22 protein-coding genes are annotated in these 26,023 nt (G+C 72.8%); 14 read left to right on the top strand and 8 right to left on the bottom strand.

Features of this window, described 5'->3' with window-relative positions; all coding sequences use genetic code 11:
• Window positions 1–72 precede the first annotated feature (72 nt).
• A complete protein-coding gene (locus ACFU7Z_RS00235; protein ID WP_074002260.1) occupies window positions 73–645 on the top strand; it encodes a dihydrofolate reductase family protein in 573 nt (190 codons plus the stop codon).
• 58 nt (window positions 646–703) lie between these two features.
• On the opposite strand, the gene ACFU7Z_RS00240 is transcribed toward ACFU7Z_RS00235, so the two are convergent.
• Window positions 704–1,543, bottom strand: a complete 840-nt coding sequence (locus tag ACFU7Z_RS00240; protein ID WP_380774989.1) for a class I SAM-dependent methyltransferase — start codon at window positions 1,541–1,543, stop codon at window positions 704–706.
• 123 nt (window positions 1,544–1,666) lie between these two features.
• Between ACFU7Z_RS00240 and ACFU7Z_RS00245 the strand changes: the two genes are divergently transcribed.
• Window positions 1,667–2,257: a DinB family protein gene (locus ACFU7Z_RS00245; protein WP_049653774.1), complete on the top strand. Its 591-nt coding sequence runs from the start codon at window positions 1,667–1,669 to the stop codon at window positions 2,255–2,257.
• Between the two features lie 76 nt (window positions 2,258–2,333).
• Here the strand turns inward: ACFU7Z_RS00245 and ACFU7Z_RS00250 are convergent, their stop codons facing one another.
• Window positions 2,334–2,891: an ATP-binding protein gene (locus tag ACFU7Z_RS00250; protein ID WP_380774992.1), complete on the bottom strand. Its 558-nt coding sequence runs from the start codon at window positions 2,889–2,891 to the stop codon at window positions 2,334–2,336.
• Between the two features lie 358 nt (window positions 2,892–3,249).
• Here ACFU7Z_RS00250 and ACFU7Z_RS00255 point away from each other — a divergent pair, with 358 nt between their 5' ends.
• The 5 genes from ACFU7Z_RS00255 to ACFU7Z_RS00275 all read left to right on the top strand — a co-directional run bounded on the left by ACFU7Z_RS00255 (window position 3,250) and on the right by ACFU7Z_RS00275 (window position 7,950).
• The gene (locus tag ACFU7Z_RS00255) at window positions 3,250–3,846 is read left to right on the top strand and encodes a hypothetical protein (protein WP_241852854.1); all 597 of its coding nucleotides are present in this window, start codon (window positions 3,250–3,252) and stop codon (window positions 3,844–3,846) included.
• Between the two features lie 125 nt (window positions 3,847–3,971).
• Window positions 3,972–5,108, top strand: coding sequence for an SUKH-4 family immunity protein (locus ACFU7Z_RS00260; protein WP_074002256.1), 1,137 nt, complete (start codon window positions 3,972–3,974; stop codon window positions 5,106–5,108).
• Between the two features lie 117 nt (window positions 5,109–5,225).
• The gene (locus tag ACFU7Z_RS00265) at window positions 5,226–5,549 is read left to right on the top strand and encodes a DUF6191 domain-containing protein (RefSeq protein ID WP_049653768.1); all 324 of its coding nucleotides are present in this window, start codon (window positions 5,226–5,228) and stop codon (window positions 5,547–5,549) included.
• A gap of 439 nt (window positions 5,550–5,988) precedes the next feature.
• Window positions 5,989–7,050, top strand: a complete 1,062-nt coding sequence (locus ACFU7Z_RS00270; protein WP_380774994.1) for a DUF2332 domain-containing protein — start codon at window positions 5,989–5,991, stop codon at window positions 7,048–7,050.
• A 141-nt stretch (window positions 7,051–7,191) separates the two neighbouring features.
• On the top strand, window positions 7,192–7,950 hold the full coding sequence (locus tag ACFU7Z_RS00275) for a MerR family transcriptional regulator (protein ID WP_375875231.1): 759 nt from the start codon (window positions 7,192–7,194) through the stop codon (window positions 7,948–7,950).
• Between the two features lie 171 nt (window positions 7,951–8,121).
• Here ACFU7Z_RS00275 and ACFU7Z_RS00280 read toward each other — a convergent pair whose 3' ends face one another.
• Both ACFU7Z_RS00280 and ACFU7Z_RS00285 read right to left on the bottom strand, forming a co-directional pair.
• The gene (locus ACFU7Z_RS00280) at window positions 8,122–10,515 is read right to left on the bottom strand and encodes an FtsX-like permease family protein (protein ID WP_380774997.1); all 2,394 of its coding nucleotides are present in this window, start codon (window positions 10,513–10,515) and stop codon (window positions 8,122–8,124) included.
• Entirely contained in the window at window positions 10,512–11,225 is a 714-nt protein-coding gene (locus ACFU7Z_RS00285; RefSeq protein ID WP_234348522.1) for an ABC transporter ATP-binding protein, read from the bottom strand. Before ACFU7Z_RS00285 ends, ACFU7Z_RS00280 begins: the two co-directional genes overlap by 4 nt.
• Before the next feature lie 301 nt (window positions 11,226–11,526).
• Between ACFU7Z_RS00285 and ACFU7Z_RS00290 the strand changes: the two genes are divergently transcribed.
• From ACFU7Z_RS00290 to ACFU7Z_RS00305, 4 genes are all read left to right on the top strand, one after another.
• On the top strand, window positions 11,527–12,975 hold the full coding sequence (locus ACFU7Z_RS00290) for a histidine kinase (RefSeq protein WP_380774999.1): 1,449 nt from the start codon (window positions 11,527–11,529) through the stop codon (window positions 12,973–12,975).
• Window positions 12,927–13,574, top strand: coding sequence for a response regulator transcription factor (locus ACFU7Z_RS00295; protein WP_049655241.1), 648 nt, complete (start codon window positions 12,927–12,929; stop codon window positions 13,572–13,574). The genes ACFU7Z_RS00290 and ACFU7Z_RS00295 overlap by 49 nt, the downstream gene beginning before the upstream one ends.
• Window positions 13,575–13,933: 359 nt before the next feature.
• Window positions 13,934–14,998 (top strand): isopenicillin N synthase family dioxygenase, encoded by a 1,065-nt coding sequence (locus tag ACFU7Z_RS00300; RefSeq protein ID WP_380775001.1) that lies wholly within the window; start codon window positions 13,934–13,936, stop codon window positions 14,996–14,998.
• Between the two features lie 236 nt (window positions 14,999–15,234).
• The gene (locus ACFU7Z_RS00305; RefSeq protein WP_380775003.1) at window positions 15,235–16,014 is read left to right on the top strand and encodes a MerR family transcriptional regulator; all 780 of its coding nucleotides are present in this window, start codon (window positions 15,235–15,237) and stop codon (window positions 16,012–16,014) included.
• A gap of 78 nt (window positions 16,015–16,092) precedes the next feature.
• Here the strand turns inward: ACFU7Z_RS00305 and ACFU7Z_RS00310 are convergent, their stop codons facing one another.
• From ACFU7Z_RS00310 to ACFU7Z_RS00325, 4 genes are all read right to left on the bottom strand, one after another.
• A complete protein-coding gene (locus ACFU7Z_RS00310) occupies window positions 16,093–18,294 on the bottom strand; it encodes a 3-hydroxyacyl-CoA dehydrogenase NAD-binding domain-containing protein (RefSeq protein WP_380775006.1) in 2,202 nt (733 codons plus the stop codon).
• 93 nt (window positions 18,295–18,387) lie between these two features.
• Window positions 18,388–19,602 carry an acetyl-CoA C-acetyltransferase gene (locus ACFU7Z_RS00315; protein ID WP_074002249.1) on the bottom strand — a complete coding sequence of 405 codons (1,215 nt, stop codon included), beginning with the start codon at window positions 19,600–19,602 and terminating at the stop codon, window positions 18,388–18,390.
• Window positions 19,603–19,685: 83 nt separating this feature from the next.
• Window positions 19,686–20,828 (bottom strand): acyl-CoA dehydrogenase family protein, encoded by a 1,143-nt coding sequence (locus tag ACFU7Z_RS00320; RefSeq protein WP_049654671.1) that lies wholly within the window; start codon window positions 20,826–20,828, stop codon window positions 19,686–19,688.
• Between the two features lie 2 nt (window positions 20,829–20,830).
• Window positions 20,831–22,033 carry a CaiB/BaiF CoA transferase family protein gene (locus ACFU7Z_RS00325; protein ID WP_380775008.1) on the bottom strand — a complete coding sequence of 401 codons (1,203 nt, stop codon included), beginning with the start codon at window positions 22,031–22,033 and terminating at the stop codon, window positions 20,831–20,833.
• Between the two features lie 259 nt (window positions 22,034–22,292).
• Between ACFU7Z_RS00325 and ACFU7Z_RS00330 the strand changes: the two genes are divergently transcribed.
• Genes ACFU7Z_RS00330 through ACFU7Z_RS00340 form a run of 3 tightly spaced genes read left to right on the top strand, consistent with a single transcriptional unit; the run spans window position 22,293 to window position 25,990 of the window.
• Window positions 22,293–22,760: a hypothetical protein gene (locus ACFU7Z_RS00330; protein ID WP_380775011.1), complete on the top strand. Its 468-nt coding sequence runs from the start codon at window positions 22,293–22,295 to the stop codon at window positions 22,758–22,760.
• A 21-nt stretch (window positions 22,761–22,781) separates the two neighbouring features.
• A complete protein-coding gene (locus ACFU7Z_RS00335; protein ID WP_380775013.1) occupies window positions 22,782–24,911 on the top strand; it encodes a hypothetical protein in 2,130 nt (709 codons plus the stop codon).
• Between the two features lie 5 nt (window positions 24,912–24,916).
• Window positions 24,917–25,990, top strand: a complete 1,074-nt coding sequence (locus tag ACFU7Z_RS00340) for a hypothetical protein (RefSeq protein ID WP_380775015.1) — start codon at window positions 24,917–24,919, stop codon at window positions 25,988–25,990.
• Window positions 25,991–26,023: the final 33 nt, after the last annotated feature.

Consider the following 26,023-nt stretch of genomic DNA (forward strand, 5'->3'; position numbering starts at 1 on the left):
ACCTTCAGATCTCCTTCAGACCTCCTTCAGACCCGACAGAAGCAGAACCGCACGAGAACCGAGGTACCACCCATGCGCTCCCTGATCAGCACCGCCTTCATCTCGCTCGACGGCGTCGTCGAGGGCCCCGGAGGCGAACCCGGCTACCGCAACTCCGGCTGGACCTTCAAGGACATCGAGTTCCTCCCCGAGGCGTTCGAGATCAAGGGGCGGGAGCAGGAGGAGGCCACCGCGATGCTGCTCGGCCGGGCCAGCTACCAGGCGTTCAGCCCGGTGTGGCCGGACATGGCGGAGTTCGCCCACTACAAGACGCTGCCGAAGTACGTCGTCTCCACCACCCTCGCCGAGGCCGACCTGGTGTCGAACTGGGGTGAGACCAGCATCCTGCGCTCGCTCGACGAGGTCGCCGCGCTGAAGGAGACCGAGGGCGGCCCGATCATCGTCCACGGCAGCGCCACCCTGAACCACGCCCTCTCGGACGCCGGCCTGATCGACCGCTACCACCTGCTCGTCTTCCCGCTGCTGCTCGGCGCCGGCAAGCGCCTGTTCAGCACGACGGACAAGGACGCCCAGAAGCTGAAGCTGGTCGAGTACGGGGCCTACGGGAACGGCATCCAGAAGCAGGTCCTCGACGTGGTCCGCTGACCGCTCTCCACTCCTCCTCTCCATCCTCCCCCGTGGGAGCGTTGACGGCCCCGGACCGTCAACGCTCTTCCGTGGTGCGCCAGATGAACACCTCACTGCTCGGCTGCCGCTCCGAGAAGAGCCCCGACGGCGAGGTCCGGGCGAGGAGGCGGCGGAGGTCCGACTCGAAGGCCGGACGGCGATCGGCGAAGAGGTGCGGGGCCGAGGAGGAGAGCGCGAAGACGCCCGCGACCGCGTCGTCGGCCGTGCGCTCCAGCGGCCGTCCGCCCGGGACGACGATCCGCTGCGGGCCGGCGAAGCCCGCCCGGGCGAGGACGGCGGCCTCGTCGCCCGGCGTGCCGTGCGGCAGCAGCCCCTGCCCGGCGCGGCGGACCGGGCCGAGGTAGCGCCGGACCAGCCCGTCGATCGCGGCGTACGGGACCGGCGGGTGCGGCAATCCCTCGGTGGGACGCGGTTCGCCCTTCAGGTCCGAGACGTGCGCCAGGGCGCCGCCGGGCCGCAGCATGCGCCGTACGGTCGCCGCCACCAGGTCGCGGTCCATCCAGTGGAAGGACTGGCCGAAGACCGCCAGTGTGAAGGTGCCGAGGCCCGGCGGCAGTTCCTCGGCCCGGGCCCGCGCCCAGGTGGCCTTGGGCTCCTCGGCGCCCACGCGGCGCGCCTCGGCGATCATCCCGGCGTCCGGGTCCACCCCGACGACCTCGCCGAACAGGTGGGCCAGCCCCAGCGCCAGCGTGCCCGGCCCGCACCCCACGTCGAGCAGCCGCCCCCGCCCGTCGAGCCCCAGCGCCCCGGCCAGCGCCTCCGCCAGTCCGGGGGCGTACGGGAGCCTGCCCCGGGTGTAGTGGGCGGCCGTTCCGGCGAACAGCGTCTCGTCCCAGGACCAGGCGTCGCCGGTCATGGCTGCTCCTCACAGGTCTGTTTCGGGTGAACAGGCTTGATCATGGCACGGGTTGACGCCTGGTCGGGGCGGGTGGGACCGGAAATCAATGGACAGGCATCATGCGATCAACAGACTGATCCCATGACCACTGCAGATGACAAGAACGACCTCCGGATCTACATCCAGGACGCCCGCGACGCCCTGCTCTGGAAGCTCGAAGGCCTCTCCGAGTACGACCTGCGCCGCCCGCTCACCCCCACCGGAACCAACCTGCTGGGCCTGGTCAAGCACGTCACCGGCGCCGAGGCGCTGTACTTCGGCGACACCTTCGGCCGCCCCTTCCCCGAGCCGGCCCCGGTGTGGATCACCGGCCAGACCGAGCCGAACGGCGACCTGTGGGCGCGGGCCGACGAGAGCACCGAAGAGGTCGTCGGGCGCTACCGGCGGGTCTGGGCGCACTCCGACGCCACCATCGAGGCCCTGCCGCTGGACGCCGTCGGCAAGGTGCCGTTCGGCGCCCGCCATGAGCAGACCCTGCACCGGGTACTCGTCCACATGATCGCCGAGACCCACCGCCACGTCGGCCACGCCGACCTGGTCCGCGAACTCGTCGACGGCGCCACCGGCCAGCGCTCCGACGGCGCCAACACCGCCCCCGGCGACACCGACTGGTGGCGGGCCCACCACGACCGCGTGGAGCGGGCGGCCCGGGAGGCCGGCGGCCTCGCCTGAGCCGGAGAACGCCGGGAGGGCGGCAGCATCGCCTGAGCCGGAGAGCACCGGGAGGACGGAGGAGCGGCCGGGGATCTCAGCCTCCGTGCCGGGCGGGCGTGCCGACGTGCCGCACGACGGCCGCCGCCCGGTCGGCGAGCGGCCCCGGAGCGATCGGGACGCACACGTACCCGAACCCGGCATAGGCCTCCCGGTGGATCCGCTCGAACCGCAGCGACTCCTCGTACGAGATGCGCCGCGCCTCGGTCGGGGTGACGAAGCCCGGGCTCTCCACGAAGAACACCTCGCGTTCGTACACCTCCTCCGCCCGGATGCGATTCAACTCCCGGGCGAGGAAAGGGGTCACGGGATGACCGAGGTACACCGCCAGGGCGTACGTGCACACCGGCGAGCGGTCGAAGAACCGCACCTCCCCCGGCCCGCCGACGGCCCCCTCCTGCCGCTGCCGCTGCAGGGAGACCACCGCGTCCACGAACGACGGGTCCGTCCACGGCTCCGGCACGCCCTGGGCCTGCCGCAGCGCGATGACGTCCGTGGCGGCCTCCTCGACCACCGGGTAGCCCGCGCACTCCAACCACCGCAGGACCGCCGTCTTCCCGGCCCCCGGGGTGCCGGTCAGCAGATAGCGCTTCATCCCCGCACTCTACGGGGCCGGGGGTGGCGGGTGCGGGGCGCCGTAGGGTGTCGGACATCGGGGGCAGGGCACGGGCACACGGGAGCATGGGGCATGGGGGCATCCGGCGTGACGGACGAGGGGCAGGGCGCGAGGACGGCCGTCCGGTGCCCGGACTGCGGGGGCACCGCCGTCCGCAGCGTCGGCCAGTTCCTGCTGCACGGGCGGGAGTTGCGGTGGGATGCCGAGCGGTTCTGCCCCCAGTGCGTAGCCGTCTGCTGCGACCGGGCCAGGAGGCCGCGCGGGGCTCCCGCTCCGGCAGACCCGGGAACTCCTCGACGAGCTGAGGGACTTCGGCCTGAGCGGGACGGCCGTCGAGATGGCGTACTGGCGAGTGCGGCTGACCGAACGGGGAGTCGCGACGGAGACGGCGGACGGCTTCGGACGGGCGTACCGGTACGTGGGACCGCCGGAACTGTGGCCGGGGGACGACGGCGGGACGGGCACCGGACGCGGCCAACCGGTACGGACAGCAGGCGAGTTCGCCGCCTGGGCGGAGGAGCGGGCGGAGCGGACGGCGGCGGAGCTCGCGGAGCCGTTCACCTTCGTGGTCGGCCTCGGCGGCACACTGCGGCTTGCTCCGCACCGTAGCGAGCATGTGGCCTGCGCGGGTGGTGAGTTGGTGCTGAGCGCCGGGGAGATCGGGTTCCGGCGTTCGCGGGACGGCTGGGAGGTCGAGACGGTCGGCAACCATTCCACCGGCTACTGCCCCGACACCACCTCCTGGCCCGCCGTCGCCGCCGCCCTCACCCTCGTCGGACTCCCGCACCCCGGCGCCTTCACCCACGCCGCGGTCTTCCGCCGCTGCCCGCGGTGCGGCAACTGCAACCTCGTCCGCGAGGAGCACTACGCCTGCGCCTTCTGCGACGCGGACCTGCCCGAACACTGGAACGTCGACGAGGTCGCGCTGCCGTGACCCGGGCGGGCCACCGCACACCTCCCCCACCCACAGCACACCTCAGCACTGTCAGGCCGGACCGCTAGGGTCTGTGGGTCACGGGGCAGGCCGGGAAAGGGTGGGGGCACGTGAGGTGTGAGCGGGTGGCGGAGCTGCCGGGTGGGGTGGTGCACGCGGGGAGCCGGGAGTTCCTGGTGCGGGAGGGGCTGCCTGCGGCCGGGGCGTTCCTGGACTTCGAGGCGCTCCGGGGCGGGGAGCTGACGGCGTTCCCGGCGGAGGCGGAGCGGCTGTTCGTCCTCGGGGAGACGGAGTACTGCACGCCGTTCGCCGCCGGCGGCAGCCTGGTGCTGCTGGACGGGGTGACCGGTGAGGTGTTCCTGGACAACGGCGGCCCGCGGCGCGACCTGCTGGCCTCCGGCCTGACCGCGCTCGCGGGCCTGGTGCGCGAGGTCGACGCGGTGGCCGAGGCGGCGCTGCGCCCGGAGGCGCTGGACGGGCGGCGCGGACCGGCCGTCCTGGCCGAGGTGCTGGCGGGGGCCGAACGGCGGATGCGGGAGATCGATCCCGGCCTGTTCGGCGACGGCTCCGCACCGCCCCCGCACTGGGGCACCGCGCTGCTGGTGCGGGCGCTGGGCTGGGGCGCCCTGCCGGGCGGTCCGGGCGGGCCCGCGTACGCGATAGCCCCGGAGCTGGTGGCGGAGCTGGCCGCGCTGACGGACGAGGACGGCGGCCCCGGCCGGGTGCACCGCTTCCGGCCCGCCGAGCTGCCCGCCGCCCTGGTCCACGAGCCGACCCGGCGGCTGCTGACCGAGGTCGGCCTGCCGCTGGGCGGGGCGATGTTCGGGGTGTGCGAGGAACCGCTGGTCACCATGGGCGAGGCCTACCCCGAGTACTTCGACGGCGAGGAGGAACGCCCGTACCAGCGGGACTTCCTCGCCCTCGGGGACTGGCCGACCGACCTCACGATCGCCCTGGACGGCGCCACCGGCCGGCTGGAGCTGCCGGACTGGTACGACGACGGCCACCCCGAGGCCTACCTCAACCGCGACCTGTCCGCCCTGCTCTACGCCCTCTGGACGTACGAGCGGCTGCGCGCCGAATGGGACCGCTGGGACTACGGCCGGGCCCGGGAGACATGGTCGGTGTTCGATCCGCAGGCGCTGCTGAGCGCGGTGGTGGACCGGCTGGTGGAGGCCGTCGACCCGGAGGCGTTCGCCTCGCCCGGCTGCTCCTGGCGGCTGCTCGCCGAGGACGGCCACATGGGCGGCCTGCTCGGCTGAGCACCCAGGAGCCGTTGCCGCCAGTGGGCGACAAGCCCGGTCGGCGGCCGATCGGCGCCGCCGTGGACGGCGGCAACGGCCAGGAACGGATGTGTCACCTCCACGCGTTGGACCGACATGGTGATGATGGCGGGTCTGCTCCTCATGGCAGTACTGGTGATCGTGCCCTTCACACTGGCCTCGATCCGGCATCTCGTGGTTCGATCGGGCAGCCCGCGATGGTTGTGCCGCCGTCTGACCACCCGGACGCGAAGGAGCGGGCTCGGCCTTGGCGCCACCGCGACCGAGGAGTTGCACGCCTTCTTCAATGCCAACAAGCGCGTGCAGATCGAGCAGCGGCGGACTCAACTGGTCCTACGGGACGACGACCACGCCGGCGCCCCGCCTCGCCTGGGTGTCGACTTGGGCGCCGGCACCGCAGTCGTCCGACAGCAGCGGTAGTTCACCCTCCTTCTCCTTGCGCCCGACGCGTGCTGGAGCCTGCCGAACTCGCGGACGAGCCCTGGGCAGCGGCCTGGGGAGCTGTTCCTGGACAATGACGCGCTCGCCCTCGCCGTTGGGTTCCTCGAAGGCGGCGAAGTGGCGTTCCAGGAGGTCATCGGAGACGGTGACGCTGTTCACCGCAGGCCCGACACCGAACTCATGCTCACCCGACGGGCCACCTGCCGGTCACCCGGTGGCCGATCCGCCGGGCCGGTACGCCCCGAACCCAGTCGCTCCCAAGGCCGTGAGCTCCCCACCACCCGGCGGTCACGGCGGACCGCGCCACTCCTGCTTCACCGTCCGGGAGAGCGCTTGGGGTCAGCGGGTGGCACGTCGGTCCGGGCGTAGGCTGGGCCGATTCGATCACTCGCGAAGGCGTCGAAAGGACCGGTGGGGGATGCGCGGCGACACGGAGGAGCTCTACCGGGCGTTCGCGGAGCGGGAGGCGCGCGGGAACTCGCCGATCTACCAGGAACTGGCCGAAGGCGTCGCCGGGGACGGGGAGTTGCGCGCACTGCTGGACGGGCTTCCGGCCGTGAAGCGGCAGCCGAACCTGCTGTTCGGCGCGGTCCGGCACCTGGGTGGGCCGGTGACGGAGGGCTGGCCGACCTTCCGCGACTGGGCGGCGCAGCGGTGGGCCGAGGTCTCGGCGACGATGCTGGAGCGGCGGACGCAGACCAACGAGGCGGGCCGCTGCGCCACCCTGCTGCCGCTGCTGGCCGCGCTGCCGCAGCCGCTCGCCCTGATCGAGGTGGGCGCCTCGGCCGGGCTCTGCCTGTACCCGGACCGGTATCGGTACCGGTACCTGGCCGGGGACCGGGACAAGGACGGGCAGCGGGACGGGGACGGGCAGGGGGACGGGGACGGACATGAGCGTGGGGCCGGTGCCCCGGTCGCCGAGTTCGGCGCCGCCGCGAGCCCGGTGACGCTGGACTGCGTGGTGAGCGGGCCGGTGCCGCTCCCCGGCTCCCTGCGGGAACGGCTGCCCGAGGTGGTGTGGCGGGCCGGGATCGACCTCAATCCGTTGGACGTGCGGGCCGAGGAGGACATGCGCTGGCTGGAGTCGCTGGTCTGGCCCGAGCAGACCCATCGGCTGGAGCGGCTGCGCGGCGCCGTCCGGGTCGCCCGGGCCGAACCGCCGCTGCTGGTGCGCGGCGATCTCAACGCGACGGTACGGGAGTTGGTCGCGCGGGCCCCGGCGGGGGCGACGCCGGTGGTGTTCCACAGCGCGGTGCTCGCGTACCTGCCGCCGGAGGAGCGGGAGGAGTTCGCGGCGACGATGCGTGAGCTGCCCGGGCACTGGATCTCCAACGAGGCCGTCTCGGTGCTGCCGGCCGTCGCCCGACGCCTCCCCCGCCCGGCGGCCGTCGCCGGGTTGTTCGCGCTCGCCCTGGACGAGCGGCCGGTGGCCTTCACCGGACCGCACGGGCAGTCCCTGGACTGGTTCGGCGAGGTCTGAGCGGCCGTACGACAACGTGCGGGCAGCGTGGAAGTCCCGGGCTTGAAGCTGCCGCAGCGGCAGCTTCTACCGTCGTGACCAGGGCCGGAGAACCGGCCCTGGTCCACGCGAACGTGGGATGTGGAAACGAGGGAGGCAACCATGGCCTGGCCCATCGCCGAGGTGGCCCGGATGTCCGGTGTGACGGCCAGGACCCTGCGGCACTACGACGAGATCGGGCTGCTGCCCCCGGCCTGGATCGGCTCCAACGGCCACCGCTACTACGAGGAGCGGCAGCTGCTCCAGCTGCAACAGATCCTGGTACTGCGGGCGCTGGGCGTGGGGCTGACCGAGATCGCCCGGATCCTGAGCGATCAGGTGGACGAGCTGGAGGCCTTGCGGGGCCACCGCCGGCGGCTGGTCGCCGAGCGCGACCGGCTCGACGCCCTGGCCGCCACCGTTTCCCGCACGATCGCCGACCTGGAACGTTCCCAGAAGGACGGCACACCCATGACCATCAACCGCCCCGAGAACCTGTTCGAGGGCATCCAGCCCGACGACGTCGACGCGAGCCTGCGCGACTTCCCCGAGCACGCCGAGGCGGCCCGGCGCGCGACCGCCGCGATGACCCCGGCCGAGATCGAGGCCGGGCAGCGCGAGCGGACCGCCCGCATGATCCGCCTGGCGGAGCTGAAGGCGGCCGGCCACCCGGCCGACGCCGAGGCCGTGCAGAGCACGGTCGAGGAGGAGTACCGGCTGCTCCACGACTTCCGGTCCGTCTCGACCGAGGAGTACCTGGCGATCGCCCGCTCCTGCACCGAGAACGAGCAGTGGAGCGCCGCGTACGAGGCCATCGCCCCGGGCCTGGCCGCTTACCAGCGTGCTGCCATGGAGGCGTACGCGGCGGCACGGCTGTCCTGATCCGGGCCTGGTCCGGGCCTGGTCCGGGCCTGGTCCGGGCCTGATCCGGGCCTGATCGGACGGCCTGGGTCGGCCCTGCCCGGCCCGGCCCTGTCTGGGAGCCTTACGGGGGGTTCCCAGACGGGGCCGGGTACCGGGTTTTGTTTCGTTTCCTGGCCCTCCCCCGCGTCGTCACTCCGTCCGCAGCGCCGTGACCGTCCTGGTGCGGGCCGCCCAGGTGGCCGGGAGGACGGCTCCGAGCAGGGCCAGCACCAGGCCGCCGAGTATCAGCGGCCCCACCACCGACGGGGCGAACACGGCGAGGTCGGCGTCCGGCACCCCGATTCCGGCGGCCCGTGCCATCGCGGGCATCACCCGGTGGTGCACCAGGATGCCGATCGGGACCCCGATCACCCCGGCCGCCAGCCCGCTGCCGCAGACCGAGGTGAGCACCATGCCGACGGTCTGCCGGGGTGACATCCCGAGCGCCTTGAGCACCCCGAGGTCGTGCACCCGCTCCCGGGTGTCCAGCAGCACGGTGTTGAGCACCCCGAGTCCCGCCACCACGGAGAGCAGCAGCGTGAGCGTGCCCGCCAGGGTGTTCATCGCCAGCACCACGATGCTGAGGTGCTCCTCTCCGGGGTCGGCGCTCAGGCCCAGCGGCTTCACGGCCTGGTCCAGCCCGTCGGCGTAGGACTTCGCATCGGTGCCCGGGGTGAGGTCGATGTGGAAGGTGAGCGCCTCGGCGTGGATCGCGCCGCCGAGCGGCGCCAGCGTGGACCGGTCCGTGAACACCAGGTCGTTGGTGGTCAGGACCTCGCCGGTGATCTTCGCCGGGGTGCTGCGTCCGTGGTCGGTGAGGGTGACGGTGTCACCGACCTTCGCCTGGGTGGCCCGCAGGGTGGCGGCGGCCACCACGACCTCGCCGGGGCCGTGGAACCAGCGGCCGGAGACCAGTTGGAAGCCGCTCCAGGAGGTGTCGCCGCTGAACGCGACCACTTCGGAGCGCCCGGTGCTGCCGGCCAGGGCGGCCGGGGTCGGGACGGTGCTGTACCAGGCCCGGGTGCCCGGGCGGGAGTCGACGGCCCTGGCCACGGCCGCCTCGTCCACGTGGTCGGCGGACGGCGCGGAGCCGTCGAACGGGGTCTGGACCACCACCTTGCCCGCGCGGTCGGCCGCCAGACCGTCCTGGATCGAGCCCAGCGAGAGCGTCAGGCCGACGCAGAGGGTGACCCCGACCGTGCCGAGCACCACGGCGGCCCCGGTGGTCGCCGAGCGGCCCGGCCGGTTGAGCGGGGAGGCCAGCCCGAGGCTGAGCGCCCGTGGCACCGGCAGCCGGCCGATCAGCTCCTGCGCCCGGGACACCGGGCCCACCGCCCCCGCCCCGCCGACCGTGCCGCGGGCGGCTGCCCGCTTGGCGCCCGGCGCCGTCCGGCCGACCGCGAGCGCCTCCACCGTCCGCAGCCGCCCGGCCCGCAGCGCCGGTACCAGCGCGGTGCCCGCCACCGCCCCCAGGGCCGCCACCGCGACCACGACGTCCACCCAGACCGGGATGCCGAGCAGCCCGCCGCGCAGGGCCTTGTGCGCCAGCCCGAGGACCGGTACGGACAGCAGGTTGCCGAGGAGCACACCGAGCGCCGTGCCGACCCCGGCGGGTATCAGCGCCTGGCCGACGTAGGCGCGCGCCACCTGGGCCGGGGTGAAGCCCAGGGACTTGAGGATGCCGATCCGCCGGGTGGCGGCGCTGACGGCGCCGCTGACCACGACTCCGATGATCAGCACCGACATGGCCAGGCCGAGCACCCCGAAGGCCGTGACGAACGGGACGAAGGTCGAGGCCGTCCGGTTCGCCTCCTCCTGGGCGGGCCGGTAGGAGGTGGCCCTGGCGAGCGCCCCGCCCGGGACCGCGGCGGCCAGTGCGGCACGGTCGGCCTCCACCTCGGCGTCGCCGCCGGCGTGGGCGAAGCGGTAGAGGTACTGGACGGAGGGCTCCGTGCCGGGCGCCGTCAGCCCGGCCACCTGCTCCGGGGCGACCCAGCCGTCCGCGCTCCAGGAGACCGAGGCCGCCAGGCCGACGACCTTGAGCGTCGGATGCCCCGGCAGCTCCGGGAACTCCATGCTGTCGCCGACCGCCAGCGGCGAGTGCCCGTCCAGGAACACCACCTCGCCGGGGCCGGCGACCCAGCGGCCTTTGGTGATCCGCAGGCCGTCCAGCGGGCCGTCCTGGGCGCGGCCGACCAGCGTCATCGGCGGCAGCGGGCTCCCGGCCGGCGGGATCCGGGTATCGGGGCCGGAGCGCGGCTGGACGGCGACCGCCTGGTAGGGGCCGGCCGAGGCCGTCACGCCGGGCGCGTGGGCCGTCGCGGCGAGCTGGGCGGGGCTCGCCCTGGCCCGGTCGTACAGCACGTTGAGGTGGGCGCCGCGCTGGTCGGCGAAGGAGCGCTGGTACGGGCCCTGGGCGGCGACCAGCAGCCCGAGCGCGAGGATGCACGCCGTCACGGACACCATCGTGGTGAGCACCATCACCAGGGTCTGCACCCGCCGACGGCCGACCCCGGCGCGTACCACCTTGCCGAGCGCGCTCATCGGCCACCGCCCGGTGCCGGCACGGCCGCCGTGTCCCGGACCAGCCGGCCGTCGAGCAGTTCGATCGTCCGGTCGGCGCAGGCCTCGGCGAGCGCGGTGTCATGGGTGACCAGCAGGATCGTCTGGCCCTCCGCGTTGAGCCCGCGCAGCAGGTCGCGGACGTCGGCGGCGGAGGCGGTGTCCAGCGCCCCGGTGGGCTCGTCGGCCAGCAGCAGCGGCGGACGGTTCATCAGCGCCCGGGCGACCGCGACCCGCTGGCGCTCCCCGCCGGAGAGCCGGCCGGGGAAGGCCTTGGCGTGCCGGGCCACCCCCAGCCGCTCCAGCAGTTCCCCGGCCCGGGCCCGCGCCTGCTCCCGCCGCATCCCGGCCAGCTGGGCCGGGAGCAGCACGTTGTCCTCCGCGGTCAGGTCGTCCAGCAGGTTGAAGAACTGGAACACCATGCCGATCCGGGCCCGCCGGTACTCGGCCAGCGCGGCCTCGCCGAGCCGGTGCACGGCGACGCCGTCCACCTCCACCTCGCCCTCGCTCGGGCGGTCGAGGCCGGCGATCAGGTTCAGCAGGGTGGACTTGCCGCTGCCCGAACGGCCGAGCACGGCCAGTGCCTCGCCGGCCCGGACCTCCAGGTCGAGCCCGGCCAGGGCGGGACGGGCGGCGTCGGATCGGTCGTACGTCTTGCTGACGCCGCGGATCCGGATGATCGGCGCGTTCACGGGCCCTCCACTGTTCGGCGTCCGGCCCCGGGAAGCCCGGGCCGGCTGACGGAACATCACGCTACGAATCGGCGGCGGGGTGCCGACAGCCGTCTGGACGGCCTCTACGGGGTGTATCCAGATACACCCCGAACTGGGTGTTCAGGCCTAGAGCACCAGAGGCCCCGGCCGGGCAGACTGACCCAGCGAAAGATCGGAACCGGGGTCCGCGAGGCCCCGGAACGACAGCTTCGGAACCGCGGCTTCGGGTCGCGGCACCGCGGCCTCCGGGCGGGGCCGCGCAAGGGAGAGGGGGCGCGTCATGGACGCGGGAGTGCTGAACGGACTGGCCCTGCGGGTCGGCCGGGCGTGTGCGGACGGGGTGCGCGCCTGGTACGCGGTGACGCTGGCCGTGACGGGGTTCCTCGCACTGCTGGCGGGGCCGGTCCTGCTGGCCACCGCGCTGTTCGGTCCGGACGAGCCCGGGGGCTTCACCCCGGGCGGGCCGCTGATCCTGGCGGTGCCGATGGCACCGGTCGCCCTGTGGGCGCTCTGCTGGGCCACCGGGGGCGGCGGCCGGGCGGTCGGCGCCGCGCTGTTCGCTCCGGGGACGATAGCGCTGATGGCGGCCCACCTCTACGGCGGTGCGGCGCCGGGCGGCCGGTCCGGTTCGGTCTGGCTGGCGCCCGCACTGCTGGTGCTCGGGCTGTTCGGCGCCCGCTGGATCGCGACGGAGAGCAGGCGCACCGTCGGGAAGTGGAGCGGGCGGCCGATACCGGTGCCGTACCGCCGGCCGGTCCGCGCCGGGGCCTGGCCGCGACTGCGGGCCGGCGGCTGGCTCACCGACCCGGCGACCTGGCGGGACTTCGCCTGGACGCTGCTCACCGGCGCCACCGTGCTGCTCACCGCTGCGATCGTCGTGCTGACCCCGGTCGCCCTGGAGGTCTTCGGCCGGAACGGACCGTTCTTCGCCCTGGGCGTCGTCTACTCGATGGGCCTGACCATCGCCCCGTTGGCCGTCCTGTGGGCCGCCCCGCCGGCCCTGCGGATCCACGAGAAGGCCGCCCGGGCCCTGCTCGGGCCCTCCCGCCGGGCCGAGCTGGCCCGCCAGGTCAGCCATCTCGCGCGGACCAGGGCGGACACCATCGACGCCGGCGCGGCCGAGCTGCGCCGGATCGAGCGGGACCTGCACGACGGGGCGCAGGCCCGACTGGTCGCACTGGGCATGCTGCTGACCGTGGCCGAGCAGCTGAAGGACGACCCGGACGCCCTCGGGCCGCTGCTGGCCGAGGCCCGGCTGTCCTCGGTGAAGGCGCTGGGCGAGCTGCGGGACCTGGTCCGCGGGATCCACCCCCCGGTGCTCGCCGACCGCGGCCTGGCCGACGCGGTGCGGGCGACGGCGCTGGACCTGCCGCTGCCGGTCGGCCTCACCGGCGGCCTGCCCGGCCGGGCTCCCGCCCCGGTGGAGTCGGCCGCCTACTTCGCGGTGACGGAGCTGCTGGCCAACGTGGTGAAGCACGCCGGGGCCTCGCGGGTGTGGATCGAGATAGGGCACAGTGACGGGCTGCTGCGGATATCGGTCACCGACGACGGGCGCGGCGGCGCCGAGCCGTCCCGGGGGACCGGCCTCAGCGGAACCGAACGCCGACTGGCCGCCTTCGACGGGGTGCTCGCGATCAGCAGCCCGCCCGGTGGGCCGACCATCGTGAACCTGGAGATCCCGTGCGCGTTGTCATCGCCGAAGACCTCTTCCTCCTCCGGGACGGACTGACCCGGCTGCTGGAGGCCAACGGCATGAAGGTCACCGCGGCGGTGGAGGACGGCGAGCAGCTGCTCGCCGCGGTGGCCGCGGACCGGCCCGACATCGCCGTGGTGGACGTCCGGCTGCCGCCGAGCTTCACCGACGAGGGCCTGCGGGCGGCGCTGGCGGCCCGTCAGGCCCACCCGGGCCTGCCCGTCCTGGTGCTGTCGCAGTTCGTGGAGCAGCTGTACGCCCGCGAGCTGCTGGCCGGCAGCACCGGCGGGATCGGCTACCTGCTCAAGGACCGGGTGATGGACGGCACCCAGTTCATCGACGCCGTGCGGCGGGTCGCCCAGGGCGGCACCGCGATGGATCCGGAGGTGATCACCCGGCTGCTCACCCACAACTCCTCGGCCGGCCCGGTCTCCACGCTCTCCCCGCGAGAGCGGCAGGTGCTCGGACTGATGGCGGAGGGCCGGTCCAATGCGGCGATCGCCCAGCAGCTGGTGATCACCGAGCGGGCCGTCGCCAAGCACACCGCATCGATCTTCGTCCGGCTCGACCTCCAGCCCTCCGACGACGACAACCGCCGGGTCCTGGCCGTCCTGGCCTACCTCAACAACTCCTGAACGACTCCCGAAAGGAGCCGCCACCGCCCACACTCCGGCACTACCGTCCCACAACTTGATAGATCACCGACAAATGGCGAGTGGCCCTCCGCTGCAGGGGGCTCGCCTGCCGCAGAACGGGTCAATTAGGCTGGTGGGGTGCTCATCCTTGTTCGCCGCCGCCACGTGGACCTGCTCCGCGTGACGACCATGTCCTGTCGACGCTCCGGCTGAACCTCGCGCCACCCACCCTCAACGGCGACCCCTGCCCGGCCGCCACCACCTCCCGGCCCCGGAGCACCCGCCGCACCAGGCACAGCTCCGGCCGCCCCCGGTCGACCACCGGGACCAGCCGGGACGAGACCCAGCGGATGTCACACATGACGCAGCAGTACACGCCCATATCCGAGACCGGCACCGGCACCGGCTCCCCCTCGGCGGAAGCCCCCTCGGCGGACGCCCTCCCGGTGATCGACCTCTCGCTCGCCGACGGCAGCCCGGACGACCGCCGCCGCCTGCACGACGAGCTCCGCGCCGCGGCCACCGGCGTCGGGTTCTTCCAGCTGGTCGGCCACGGCGTCACCCCGGAGGAGACGGCCGCGCTCGCCCGGGCCATGCGCGCCTTCTTCGCCCTCCCCGAGGCCGACCGGCTCGCCGTGAGCAACCTCAACTCCCCCCACTACCGGGGCTACACCCGCACCGGCGACGAGCGCACCGGCGGCAGCCAGGACTGGCGCGACCAGCTGGACATCGGCGCCGAGCTGCCCCCGCACGTCCCCGGCAGCGGCGAGCCCCCGTACTGGTGGCTGGAGGGGCCCAACCAGTGGCCCGAGGCCCTCCCCGAGCTGCGCACCGCCGCGCTCGGCTGGATCGACCACCTCGGCGCGGTCGCCCGCCGCCTGCTGCACGAACTCCTCGCCGCGATCGGCGCCCGCCCCGACTTCTACGACGAGGCCTTCGCGGGCCACCCCCACCTGCGCCTCAAGCTGGTCCGCTACCCCGGCACCGCCCCGGACGGCGCCGGCCAGGGCGTGGGCGCCCACAAGGACTACGGCTTCATCACCCTGCTGCTGCAGGACACCGTCGGCGGCCTCCAGGTCGAGCGCGCGGACGGCACCTTCCTCGAGGTCCCGCCGCTCGACGGCGCCTTCGTCGTCAACCTCGGCGAGCTGCTGGAGGTGGCCACGGACGGTTACCTCAAGGCCACCAACCACCGCGTGGTGAGCCCGGTCGGCGCCCGCGAGCGCTTCTCGGTGCCGTTCTTCTACAACCCGCGCCTCGACGCCCACATCGAGCCGCTGGACTTCCCGCTCGCCCACCACGCCCCCGGCGCCACCGCCGACCCGGCCAACCCGCTCTTCGCCGACTTCGGCCTCAACGAGTGGAAGGGCTACACCAGGGCCCACCCCGAGGTCACCCGCCGCCACCACGCCGCCCTCGCCTGACCCCCCGGGCCACCGCAACCCCGACGCCGCAACCCCGACGCCCCTGCCCGAAGCCGGTCCCCCGGCGGACGGCCGGGGCGTCGGCGTCAGCGCCCCCACGCGTCCGCACGCGCCCGCACTCCCGCACACCCCCGCCGCTCGCCTGCCGCCCGCCGCCCGCATCGGTGGACCGGCCCGCCCACCACTGTCACACTGCTGCTGTCACAGCAGGAGTGTGCCAGCACGGGAGGCGGCGGATGGGGGAGCACGGCGGGGTGGGGGGCGGAGTGCGGCTGACGGTGGACGAGCTGGCGGCGCGGGCCGGGGTGACGGTGCGGACGGTGCGGTTCTACGGGACGAAGGGGCTGCTGCCGCCGCCGGAGCTGGGGCCGCGGCGGGTGGGTCTGTACGGGGCGGCGCACCTGGACCGGCTGGAGCTGATCGAGGAGTTGCAGCGGCAGGGCCTGACGCTGGCCGCGATCGAGCGGTACCTGGCGCGGTTGCCGGAGGACAGTACGCCGCTGGACCTGGCGATCCACCGTGCGCTGGTGGCGTCGTGGACGCCGGAGACCCCGGAGGAGGTCACCCGGGCGCAGCTGGAGCGGCGGGCCGGGCGGGGCCTGACGGAGGGGCAGGTCGAGCGGCTCGCCGCGATGGGGGCGCTGGAGCGGACGCGGGCTCCGGACGTGTTCCGGGTGGATCCCGGGCTGCTGCCGCTGGGCGTGCGGATCCTGGACGTGCCGATCCCATTGGAGACGCTGCTGGCCGCCCGGGCGGTGGTGCTGGAGCACAGCCGGGCGACGGCACGGGAGTTGCAGCGGCTGTTCCGCGAGACGGTGTGGAAGCCGTACCGGGAGAGCGAGCCCGCGCCCGCCGAGCTGGCCCGGATGCGGGCGCTGACGGACCACATCCAGCCGATGGTGGCGCAGGCGCTGGTCACGGCCTTCCAGCGCTCGCTCCGGGAGGAACTGGGCGAGGAGCTGAGCCGGGAGTCGGACCAGGAATCGGGCCTGGAGTCGGGCCTGGAACCCGGGTGAGGCCGTACGGGCCACGGCCTCACCCAAGTCCGAGCAGGTCAGCAGGTCAGCAGATCGGTAGGCCGGTAGGCCGGCGGGTCAGTCCGTGAAGGTCCGCCCCTCGGCCGCGACCCGCTCCAGCAGCGCCGGCGGCGCGAACCGCTCGCCGTACGCGGCGGCGAGTTCGCGGGCGCGGGCCGCGAAGCCGGCCGGGCCGCCCTCGTACCCGTTGATGTACTGGAACACGCCGCCCGTCCAGGCCGGGAAGCCGATGCCGAGGATCGAGCCCACGTTGGCGTCGGCGACCGAGGTCAGCACGCCCTCCTCCAGGCAGCGCACCGAGTCGAGCGCCTCGCTGAACAGCATCCGCTCCTTGAGGTCCTCGAACGGGACGTCCCCCGGGGCGTCCCCCAGAGCACCGGCCGGAGCACCGGAGAAGTGCTCCAGCAGCCCCGGCCAGAGCCGCCCGCGCCTGCCGTCCTCGCCGTACTCGTAGAAGCCCGCGCCGCCGCTGCGCCCCGGGCGGCCGAACTCGTCGACCATCCGGTCGACCACCGCGTCCGCCGGGTGCGGCGTCCAGCTGCCGCCGGCGGCCTCCACCGAGCGCCGGTACTCGTCGCGGATCTTGCGCGGCAGGGTGAGGGTCAGCTCGTCCATCAGGGAGAGCACCTTGGCCGGGTAGCCGGCCTGGGCGGCGGCCTGTTCGATGCTGGACGGGTGGATGCCCTCGCCGACCATGGCGACGCCCTCGTTGAGGAACTGGCCGATCACCCGCGAGGTGAAGAAGCCGCGGGAGTCGTTGACCACGATCGGGGTGCGGTCGATCTGCCGGACCAGGTCGAAGGCGCGGGCCAGCGCCTCGTCGCCGGTGCGCGGGCCGCGGATGATCTCGACCAGGCGCATCTTGTCGACCGGCGAGAAGAAGTGCAGCCCGATGAAGTCGCCCTGGCGCTCGACGCCTCCGGCAAGCAGGCCGATCGGCAGGGTGGACGTGTTGGAGCAGAGCAGCGTGTCGGGGCCGACCACGCCCTCGATCTCCTGGAACACCTTGTGCTTGAGCTCGGTGTTCTCGAAGACCGCCTCGATCACCACGTCGCAGCCGGCCAGGTCGGCGGCCTCGGCGGTGGGGGTGATCCGGGCCAGCAGCTCGTCGCGGTCGGCCTCGGTGGAGCGCCCGCGCGCGACGGCCTTGTTCAACAGCCCCTCGGAGTAGGCCTTTCCGCGCTCGGCGGCCTCGATGCCGACGTCCTTGAGCACGACCTCGATGCCGGCCTTGGCGCAGGCGTAGGCGATGCCCGCGCCCATCATCCCGGCGCCGAGCACCGCGACCTTGCGGACCGGCCGCTTCTCGACGCCCTTCGGGCGTCCGGCACCGGAGTTGACCGCCTGCATGTCGAAGAACAGCGCCTGGATCATGTTCTTGCTGGTCTGCCCGCAGGCCAGCTCGGTGAAGTAGCGGGCCTCGATCGTCATCGCGGTGTCGACGTCCACCTGGGCGCTCTCCACCGCGGCGGCCAGGACGTTGCGCGGGGCCGGGTAGGGCGCGCCGTTGAGCTGCTTGCGCAGGTTGGCCGGGAAGGCGGGCAGGTTGGCGGCGAAGGCCGGGGTGGCCGGGGTGCCGCCGGGGATCTTGTACCCCTTGACGTCCCAGGGCTGGACGGCGGTCGGGTTGGCCTCGATCCAGGCCTTCGCGCGGGCGGTCAACTCCTCCGGGGTGTCCACCAGTTCGTGCACCAGTCCGTGCTCCAGCGCCTGCGCCGGGCGGTACTGGCGGCCCTGGAGGAGGAACTTCAGCAGGGCGTCGGTGATGCCGAACAGCCGGACCGTACGGACCACTCCGCCGCCGCCCGGCAGCAGGCCGAGGGTGACCTCGGGCAGGCCGATCCGGCTGGCCGGGGTGTCGAGCGCGATCCGGTGGTGGCAGGCGAGGGCGAGCTCCAGGCCGCCGCCGAGCGCGCTGCCGTTGACGGCGGCGACGACCGGCTTGCCGAGGGTCTCCAGGGTGCGCAGCGCGCGCTTGATCCGCATCGACTTCTCGAAGACGGCCTCGGCGTCCTCGGGTCGGGCGGCGGAGAGCATCCGCAGGTCTCCCCCGGCGAAGAAGGTCTTCTTGCCGGAGGCGATCACCACGCCGCGCAGCGCGTCCGCGGCGGCCAGGGCGGCGAGCCGCCCGACGACGGTCTCGAAGTCGGCGGTGAAGGCCTCGTTCATGGTGTTGACGGACTGGGTGGGGTCGTCGAGGACGAGGGTGACCACGCCGTCCTGGTCCTGCTCCCAGCGGATGGTGGTGGTGTCGCTCATCAAGTTCTCCAGGTCTACCGGTCTACCGGTCTGCAGAGGGAGGTACCACGCGCGGCGTGTCCCACGAAGGGAGGCGGCGGGCGACGCGTGGGCTCAGATGCGCTCGACGATGGTGGCGATGCCCATGCCGCCGCCCACGCAGAGGGTGATCAGGCCGTACCGCAGGTCGCGCCGCTCCAGTTCGTCGACCACGGTGCCGAGCAGCATCGCGCCGGTGGCGCCGAGCGGGTGGCCGAGCGCGATCGCGCCGCCGTTGACGTTCACCTGGTCGTGGCGGAAGCCGAGTTCGCGGATGAAGCGGAGCGCGACCGCGGCGAAGGCCTCGTTGATCTCGACCAGGTCGATGTCGGCGGCGGTGAGCCCGGCCTTGGCGAGCGCCTTGCGGGTGGCCGGGGCGGGGCCGGTGAGCATGATGGTCGGCTCGGAGCCGGAGACGGCGGCGGAGACGATCCGGGCGCGCGGGCGCAGCCCGTACCGCTCGCCGACCTCGCGGTTGCCGATGGCCACCAGCGCGGCGCCGTCCACGATGCCGGAGGAGTTGCCCGCGTGGTGGACGTGGTCGATGGCCTCGACCCAGTGGTACTTCTGGAGGGCGACGGCGTCGAAGCCGCCGGCCTCGCCGATGCCGGCGAAGGACGGCTTGAGGCCTGCCAGGGTCTCGACGGTGGTGCCGGGGCGGATGAACTCGTCGCGCTCCAGCACGACCAGGCCGTTGCGGTCGCGGACCGGGACGACCGAGCGGTCGAACAGGCCGTCCGCCTGGGCCTTGGCGGCGCGGGCCTGGGACTCGGCGGCGAAGGCGTCCACGTCGGTGCGGGAGAAGCCCTCGATGGTGGCGATGAGGTCGGCGCCGATGCCCTGCGGGGCGAAATCGGTCTCGTACGCGGTCATCGGGTCGGCGAACCAGGCGCCGCCGTCGGAGGCCATCTTCACCCGGGACATCGACTCCACGCCGCCGGCCAGGACCAGGTCCTCCCAGCCGGAACGGACCTTGGCGGCGGCCAGGTTGACGGCTTCCAGGCCGGAGGCACAGAAGCGGTTCTCCTGGACGCCGGCGACGGTGTCGGGCAGGCCGGCCGCGATGGCCGCGATCCGGGCGATGTCGGAGCCCTGGTCGCCGACTGGGCTGACCACGCCGAGCACGATGTCGTCGATCGCGGCCGGGTCCAACCCGGGGTAGCGGCCGCGCAGTTCGTGGATCAGGCCGACGACCAGGTCGATCGGCTTGGTGCCGTGCAGCGAGCCGGTGGCCTTGCCCCGGCCGCGCGGGGTGCGGATCGCGTCGTAGACGTACGCTTCGGTGGTCACGGTGGGAACGCCTTTCAGCGGGTTTTCGGGGCGGGGGGCTTGTTCGGAGCGGGGACTCTGGGGGCTCGGAAGGACGGGGGCGCTCAGCCGAGGATGGAGCGGCCCACGATCTCCTTCATGATCTCGGTGGTACCGCCGTAGATGGTCTGGATGCGGCCGTCGGTGAACGCCCGGGCGACCGGGAACTCGCTCATGTAGCCGTAGCCGCCGTGCAGTTGGAGGCAGCGGTCGGCGGTGCGCTTCTGCAGTTCGGTGGCCCACCACTTGGCCATCGAGGCGTCCGCCGGGGTGAGCGCCCAGCGGTTGTGCTCGGTGATGCAGCGGTCCACGAAGGCGCGGGTGACGGCGCACTCGGTGGCCAGCTCGGCGATCTCGAAGCGGACGTGCTGGAGCCTGGCGAGCGGACGGCCGAAGGCCTCGCGCTGCTTGACGTAGTCGGTGGTGATCTCGACCAGGTACTCGGCGCCGGCGATCGCCGCGGCGGCGATGGTGAGCCGCTCCTGGGCGAGGTTCTGCATCAGGTGGACGAAGCCGCCGTTGAGCTCGCCGATCAGGTTCTCCTTCGGCACCCGGACGTCCTCGAAGAACAACTCGGCGGTGTCCTGGGCCTTCTGGCCGATCTTGTCGAGGTTGCGGCCGCGCTCGAAACCGGGCGTGCCGCGCTCGACGGCCAGCAGGCTCAGCCCGTGCGCGCCGCCCTCGGGGGTGGTGCGGGCGACCACGATCACCAGGTCGGCGAGGATGCCGTTGGAGATGAAGGTCTTGGCGCCGTTGAGCAGGAAGTGGTCCCCCTGGTCGACCGCCTGGGTGCGGATGCCCTGGAGGTCGGAGCCGGTGCCGGGCTCGGTCATCGCGATCGCGGTGATCAGCTCGCCCGAGCAGAAGCCGGGCAGCCAGCGGCGCTTCTGCTCCTCGGTGGCGAGCGAGGTGAGGTACGGGCCGATGATGTCGTTGTGCAGGCCGATCGCCAGTCCGGACGCGCCGGCCCGGGCGAACTCCTCGGCCAGTACGGCGGCGTAGCGGAAGTCCGGGGTGCCGCCACCGCCGTACTCCTCGGGGACGGCCAGGCCGAGCAGGCCCTGGCGGCCGGCCGCGAGCCAGGCGGAGCGGTCGACGATACCGGCCTTCTCCCAGCGGTCGTAGTGCGGCAGCACCTCCTTGGCCAGGAAGGCCCGCACGGTGGCCCGGAAGTCGTCGTGCTGCTCGGTGAAGATCTCGCGCTGCAACGCTACTCTCCTTGCTCTGCCGTGGAGTTGGGGAAGGTACCGCCGGTCCCTGGGGCCGGTGTGTCAGGATCGAGGGCGGGGACGCCCCAGTCGCGGGCCACCTCGGCGGTGTCCGCGCCCGGCCGGGCCGGCGGGCGGCGCAGGGCGCCCGGGGTGGCGGAGAAGCGCGGGGCGGGGGCCGGCTGGGTGACGCCGTCCGCCTCGACGTACGTCCCGCGCGCCGACAGGTGGGCGTCCGCCGATGCCTGACGCATCGTCAGGACCGGCTCCACGCAGGCGTCGGAGCCCGCGAAGACGGCCTCCCACTCGGCCCTGGTCCGGGTGGCGAAGCGGGCGGCGATCAGGGCGCGGAGTTCGGGCCAGCGGGCCGGGTCGTACTGGCCGGGCGCGTCCGGGCCCAGCTCCAGCAGCCGGGCGAACTCCGCGTAGAAGCGCGGCTCCAGCGCGCCGACGGCCAGGTGGCCGCCGTCGGCCGCCCGGTACACCGCATAGAAGGGCGCGCCGCCGTCCAGCAGGTTGACGCCCCGGCGGTCCTGCCAGTGGCCGGCCGCGAGCAGGCCCCACAGCATGGAGCCGAGGTGCGCCGCGCCGTCCACGATCGCGGCGTCGACCACCTGCCCGGCGCCGGTGGCGCGGGCGTGGTGCAACCCGGCGAGCAGGCCGACGACCAGGTAGAGCGAGCCGCCCGCGTAGTCGCCCAGCAGGTTGGCCGGGATGCCGGGGGCCTCCTCGGCCCCGCCCGGCGCCGCCACCATCCCGAGCACCCCGGCGACGGCCGCGTACCCGAGGTCGTGCCCGGCCGTCGCCGCCCGGGGGCCGTGCTGCCCCCAGCCGGTCATCCGCCCGTACACCAGCGCCGGGTTGCGCGCCAGGCACGCCTCGGGACCGACCCCGAGCCGCTCCGCGACGCCCGGCCGGTAGCCCTCGATCAGCAGGTCCGCCCGCTCGACCAGGTCCAGCACCCGCCCGGGGCCCTCCGGGGACTTCAGGTCGATCAGCACCGAACGCTTGTTGCGGTTGCTGAGGTCGTACGCCGGGTCCGTACCGAGCGGCGACGGCTCCGGCCGGTCCACCCGCACCACGTCCGCCCCGAGGTCCCCCAGCAGCATCGCCGCGAACGGCCCCGGCCCGATCCCGGCGAGCTCCACCACCCGCACACCCGCCAACGGCCCCCCGGCCTCCGGCGCCCTGCTCGCGTCACCCACTGGCTGCTGAACCCTTCCCGACGGGTTTGACAGTAAAGCTGTCACACTCGGGATGATAGGCAAGCGACCCGCCGGTAACAAGACCTCCACCCCCGCGCCGAGCCGCCAATTCCCCCTCGACCCAGGCCCGGTGAACCCGGCCACTCCCCGCGCCCACGGAATCACGGAGGGTGGGTCGGTGCACTGACGGAGGCTCCCTGTACGGTCGTCATGCCGCAGGGGAGCGGCCGCTTTGCCGATTGGGGAGGATTCCGCGCACATGGGTAACCCGAACTTCGTCACCGGACCGGTCGCACCGGCCAAGGACCCGGTGCCGAGCCTGGCGTCCACGTACGCGGCGAAGTCGCCGTACTCCAATCCGGCCCCGCCCAACGGTGTCAACCCCGTACTGATCCCGCCCGCCCTCGGCACCACCCAGCTGGACACCCCGCACGAACTCAACGCCTCGGCCGGAATAGCGCGGCAGATCGCCACCGACCTCGACAGCGCCAACGGCAAGGCCGGCCCCGGCGCGCACAGCCTCACCGAGTACGCGAGCACCGCGTCGACCAAGATCCGGGGCTTCTCCTTCGGCGGTGCCCTCACCGGCAGCACCGAACGGTGGCTGCAGCAGTGCAAGACCCTGCACGACAAGCTCGGCAGCACCGCCGCGAACCTCGACAAGACCCAACGGTTCTACGGCGACAACGAGGCCAGGACCGCCGCCGACCTCGGCGCGACCCGCTAGCCAGGAGAGGGGAAAGCACAGATGGTGTCCTTCAAGGAACTGCACGAGGCCGACTTCTCCGGGGTCAGCGACGCCGCGGAGGCCTGGGCCGGCGTGGCCAAGGCCCTCACCGCTCTGGACGGCCGGGTCACCAAGGACCTCACCAGCACCGCCCAGCGGGCCGGCTGGAAGGGCGATGCCGCCGACGCGGCGACGACGGCCATGCAGGGCATGGACGGCGACTTCAAGCAGGCCTCTGCCGTCGCCACCGCCCTCGCCGCGATCATGAAGACCGCCGCCGAGGACTTCACCGCCGCCCGGCGCGACCTCGACACGGCCATCCATGACGCGCAAACCGAGAACATGACCGTCTCCGCAGACGGCCAGGTCAACTGGACCCTGCCGAAGGAGGCTCGGAACGACACCGATGGCGAGAAGCTGGCCCAGGGGCTGAGGGCCAAGGCGGAGGCCATCGCGGCCCGGTTGACGAAGGCCGTCGAGAAGGCCGCCGCCGCAGACCAACGGGCAAGCGTCGCGCTCCAGGGCGACATCGGTACCAGCACCACGTCCTTCAACCCCACCCCCTACGGTGGCGGCCCGGTCGCCGACGCCAACCGGGCCAAGGACCTCATGGCCAAGGCCGGCAGCCTCTCCGACGATCAGCTCAAGCAGTTGCAGGCCCTCATGGCCGCCAATGCGGAGAACAAGGACTTCTCCAGCACCCTGCTCAACGGCCTCACCATCAGCGGCAAGACCGGTCCCGACGCCCTGCTGGAGTACAGCAAGATCTACGACGACCTCGCCCACGGCAGCCGCAACGCCAAGGGCTACCAGGATGTCTACGGCAACCTGTCCGTGGCCCTGGCCACGGCCACCCGTGACGGAGGGATGGGCAAAGCCTGGGAGGACGGACTGCTCGCCGCCGCCCACCGCCCCGGAAGCACACCGAGCGGCCCGCGAAAGTACAACGACAACTATCTGGCCCTGACCAACCTGATGGCAGCCGGCGGCACGTACGACAAGCCGTTTCTGCTCAAGGTCGGCAACGATCTGATCGGCTACGAGCGCACCAGCAAGGCCAAGGGCGAAGCCCTGTGGGGCCCGAACTGGGACAGCCCGGACAACCAGACCGACCCGATGGGCGGCCTGATGAAGGCGCTGAGCCACAACCCCGAGGCATCGAAGGACTTCTTCGACCCGGCGAAGACCAAGAACCTGGACTACGTGCTGCACGAGCGGACGTGGCCCCTCCAAGGGCACGAGCAGGACTTCCCCGCAGAGTCCACCCCCTCCCGCGCAGCGCTCGGCGACGCCCTGGAGGCGGCCACAACCGGCCGGGATCCGCACAGCAGCCAGCCGGTCGTCCGCCCGCACGACAAGGTCATGTCGCAGATCATGGACGAGACGATGAAATCGCTTGCCGGGTCCGGACCCGGGGACAAAACGTCCCTCCTTCCTGGACTCCGCCGTCCGATGGCCGACATGATCGCCGACTACTCGGCAGACATGCACGAGATCCTTGCCAAGAACTTGTACGGGCCATCCGTACCTGACGGACTCACCATCAGCCGGGACGGGATGTTGCGCCTCATCCGGGGCGCTGCCGAGGACCCCGAGTCCTTCTCCATCATCCAGCATGCCGAGACACAGGAGATCGCTCGTCGTCTGGATGGTTTCAACGCCCAGGCCTTCCAGCCCAATGCGATGGGCCAGGCGGACCGCAAACTGCTCTCTCTCGTCAGCAGCTCCGCCTCCGCCCTCGGCGCACTCGATGCGGTGTATGCCGATTCTGTCGCTGATCATGCGGACACCGGCAAATCGGCCAAGGATTGGCAGGCAAAGATGAACTACCACCTGCTCGGCACACCTGCGAACCTGATTCCAGGGGTGGGCGATGTCGCTCAGCGCATGGTCGATATCGGAACCGCCCAATACGCCGAGGCCGCCAAGGCGAAGATAGACGCCGAGGCCAAAGACAATCTGAGCTCCCATTTTTCGGCAGGACGGCAGCAGTTGGACGCGATGATCAACTACAAGGCGGTCATGTCCGGATATCCCGGCGACTCCCTGGACCTCGACGGCACCGTGCCACGGCAGCTCAAGGATCCGGTGGGTCCCGCATACAACAGCGGAATCGACAACACCTACCGCACTGTCTTCGGCGCGAAATGAGCGCAATGGGAAACGCTGACGAGAGCAAGCGGTCCAGCGACGCTTCGAGCCTGAACAGCAAGATCAACGAGGCGCTCGACCGGCGAGGGTTCACCACGAAGGGACTGCGGGTGCGGCTGGCGGCGGTGACGCTGTCGCTCTCTGCCGTCTTGGCCGGGGCGGTGGGGTTCGGGCTGTACCGGCTGACGAACCTCGGCGGGCCGGACAACGTGTGCAATGGCGCGGCCACGGCGGAGCAAGTGCACGACATGCTGGGGCCTGGACGCATCTCCGAGAGGAAGGGCAAGGACTTCAACGCAACGGACGCCTCTCCCGACAACAGCTGCTCCGCCAGGGTCCGATCCGGTCTGTTCACAACCACCGAGAAGGTCGTACAGTTCCGCATCGAGCGTGACACCAAGGGCCCGGCCGAGCTCGCCGCACCGGACGCCCGGTTGTTTTCCGGCGACTCGGTCGGCTCGGTGAGCAAGTACGTGGCGTGGGCCTTGCTTCCCCAGGGATGCCCCAAGGGGCTGCGCGCCGAAGTGCACAGCAGCGAGTTGGGCCTGGACGAAGAGAGAGTCCGGCTGGCCGTCTCCTTCGCCAACGCGGCAGCTCGGGAGAACGGGTGCGCGGAGCGGAAGTTGCCGACTCCTACGAGCCTGTCCGCAAGGGGGGCCGAGACGGACCCCGACTGGAACGACGTATGCGGCCTGCCCGGGTTCGCCCCCGCGAAGGACCCCGGTGCCGAGCGGCGCTACTCGCAGCAGGTCACCACCGCAGCCGACCCGATCTGGTCCTGCGTGATCACCAGGAATGCGGTCGGCAGCGTGCCCCAGGCCTTCACGATCACCACGGAGCCACGGACCACCGCCGTCACCCAGGACGCCTCACATCCGTCCCAGTACGGGAGAGCGCGCCGAATCAGCGGGAAGTACGTCGAGTACGTCACCACCTGCCAGGGCAAAGACACCTTCTTCTCCCTCAGTGGCGGATTCGAATCAGACCCCTACGACTACCTGTTCCCCAACAGGGACGACCTGGTGCGCCAGTTCCTCACCGCCGGCGGCAAGGCGATCGGCTGTGAGCCGATCCTGTGACGCCTCCCCTCCTGCGGGCGGCCGGTTGATGAC

It is taken from the genome of Kitasatospora sp. NPDC057518 (assembly GCF_042802075.1).
In the GTDB taxonomy this organism is placed as follows: Bacteria; Actinomycetota; Actinomycetes; order Streptomycetales; family Streptomycetaceae; genus Kitasatospora.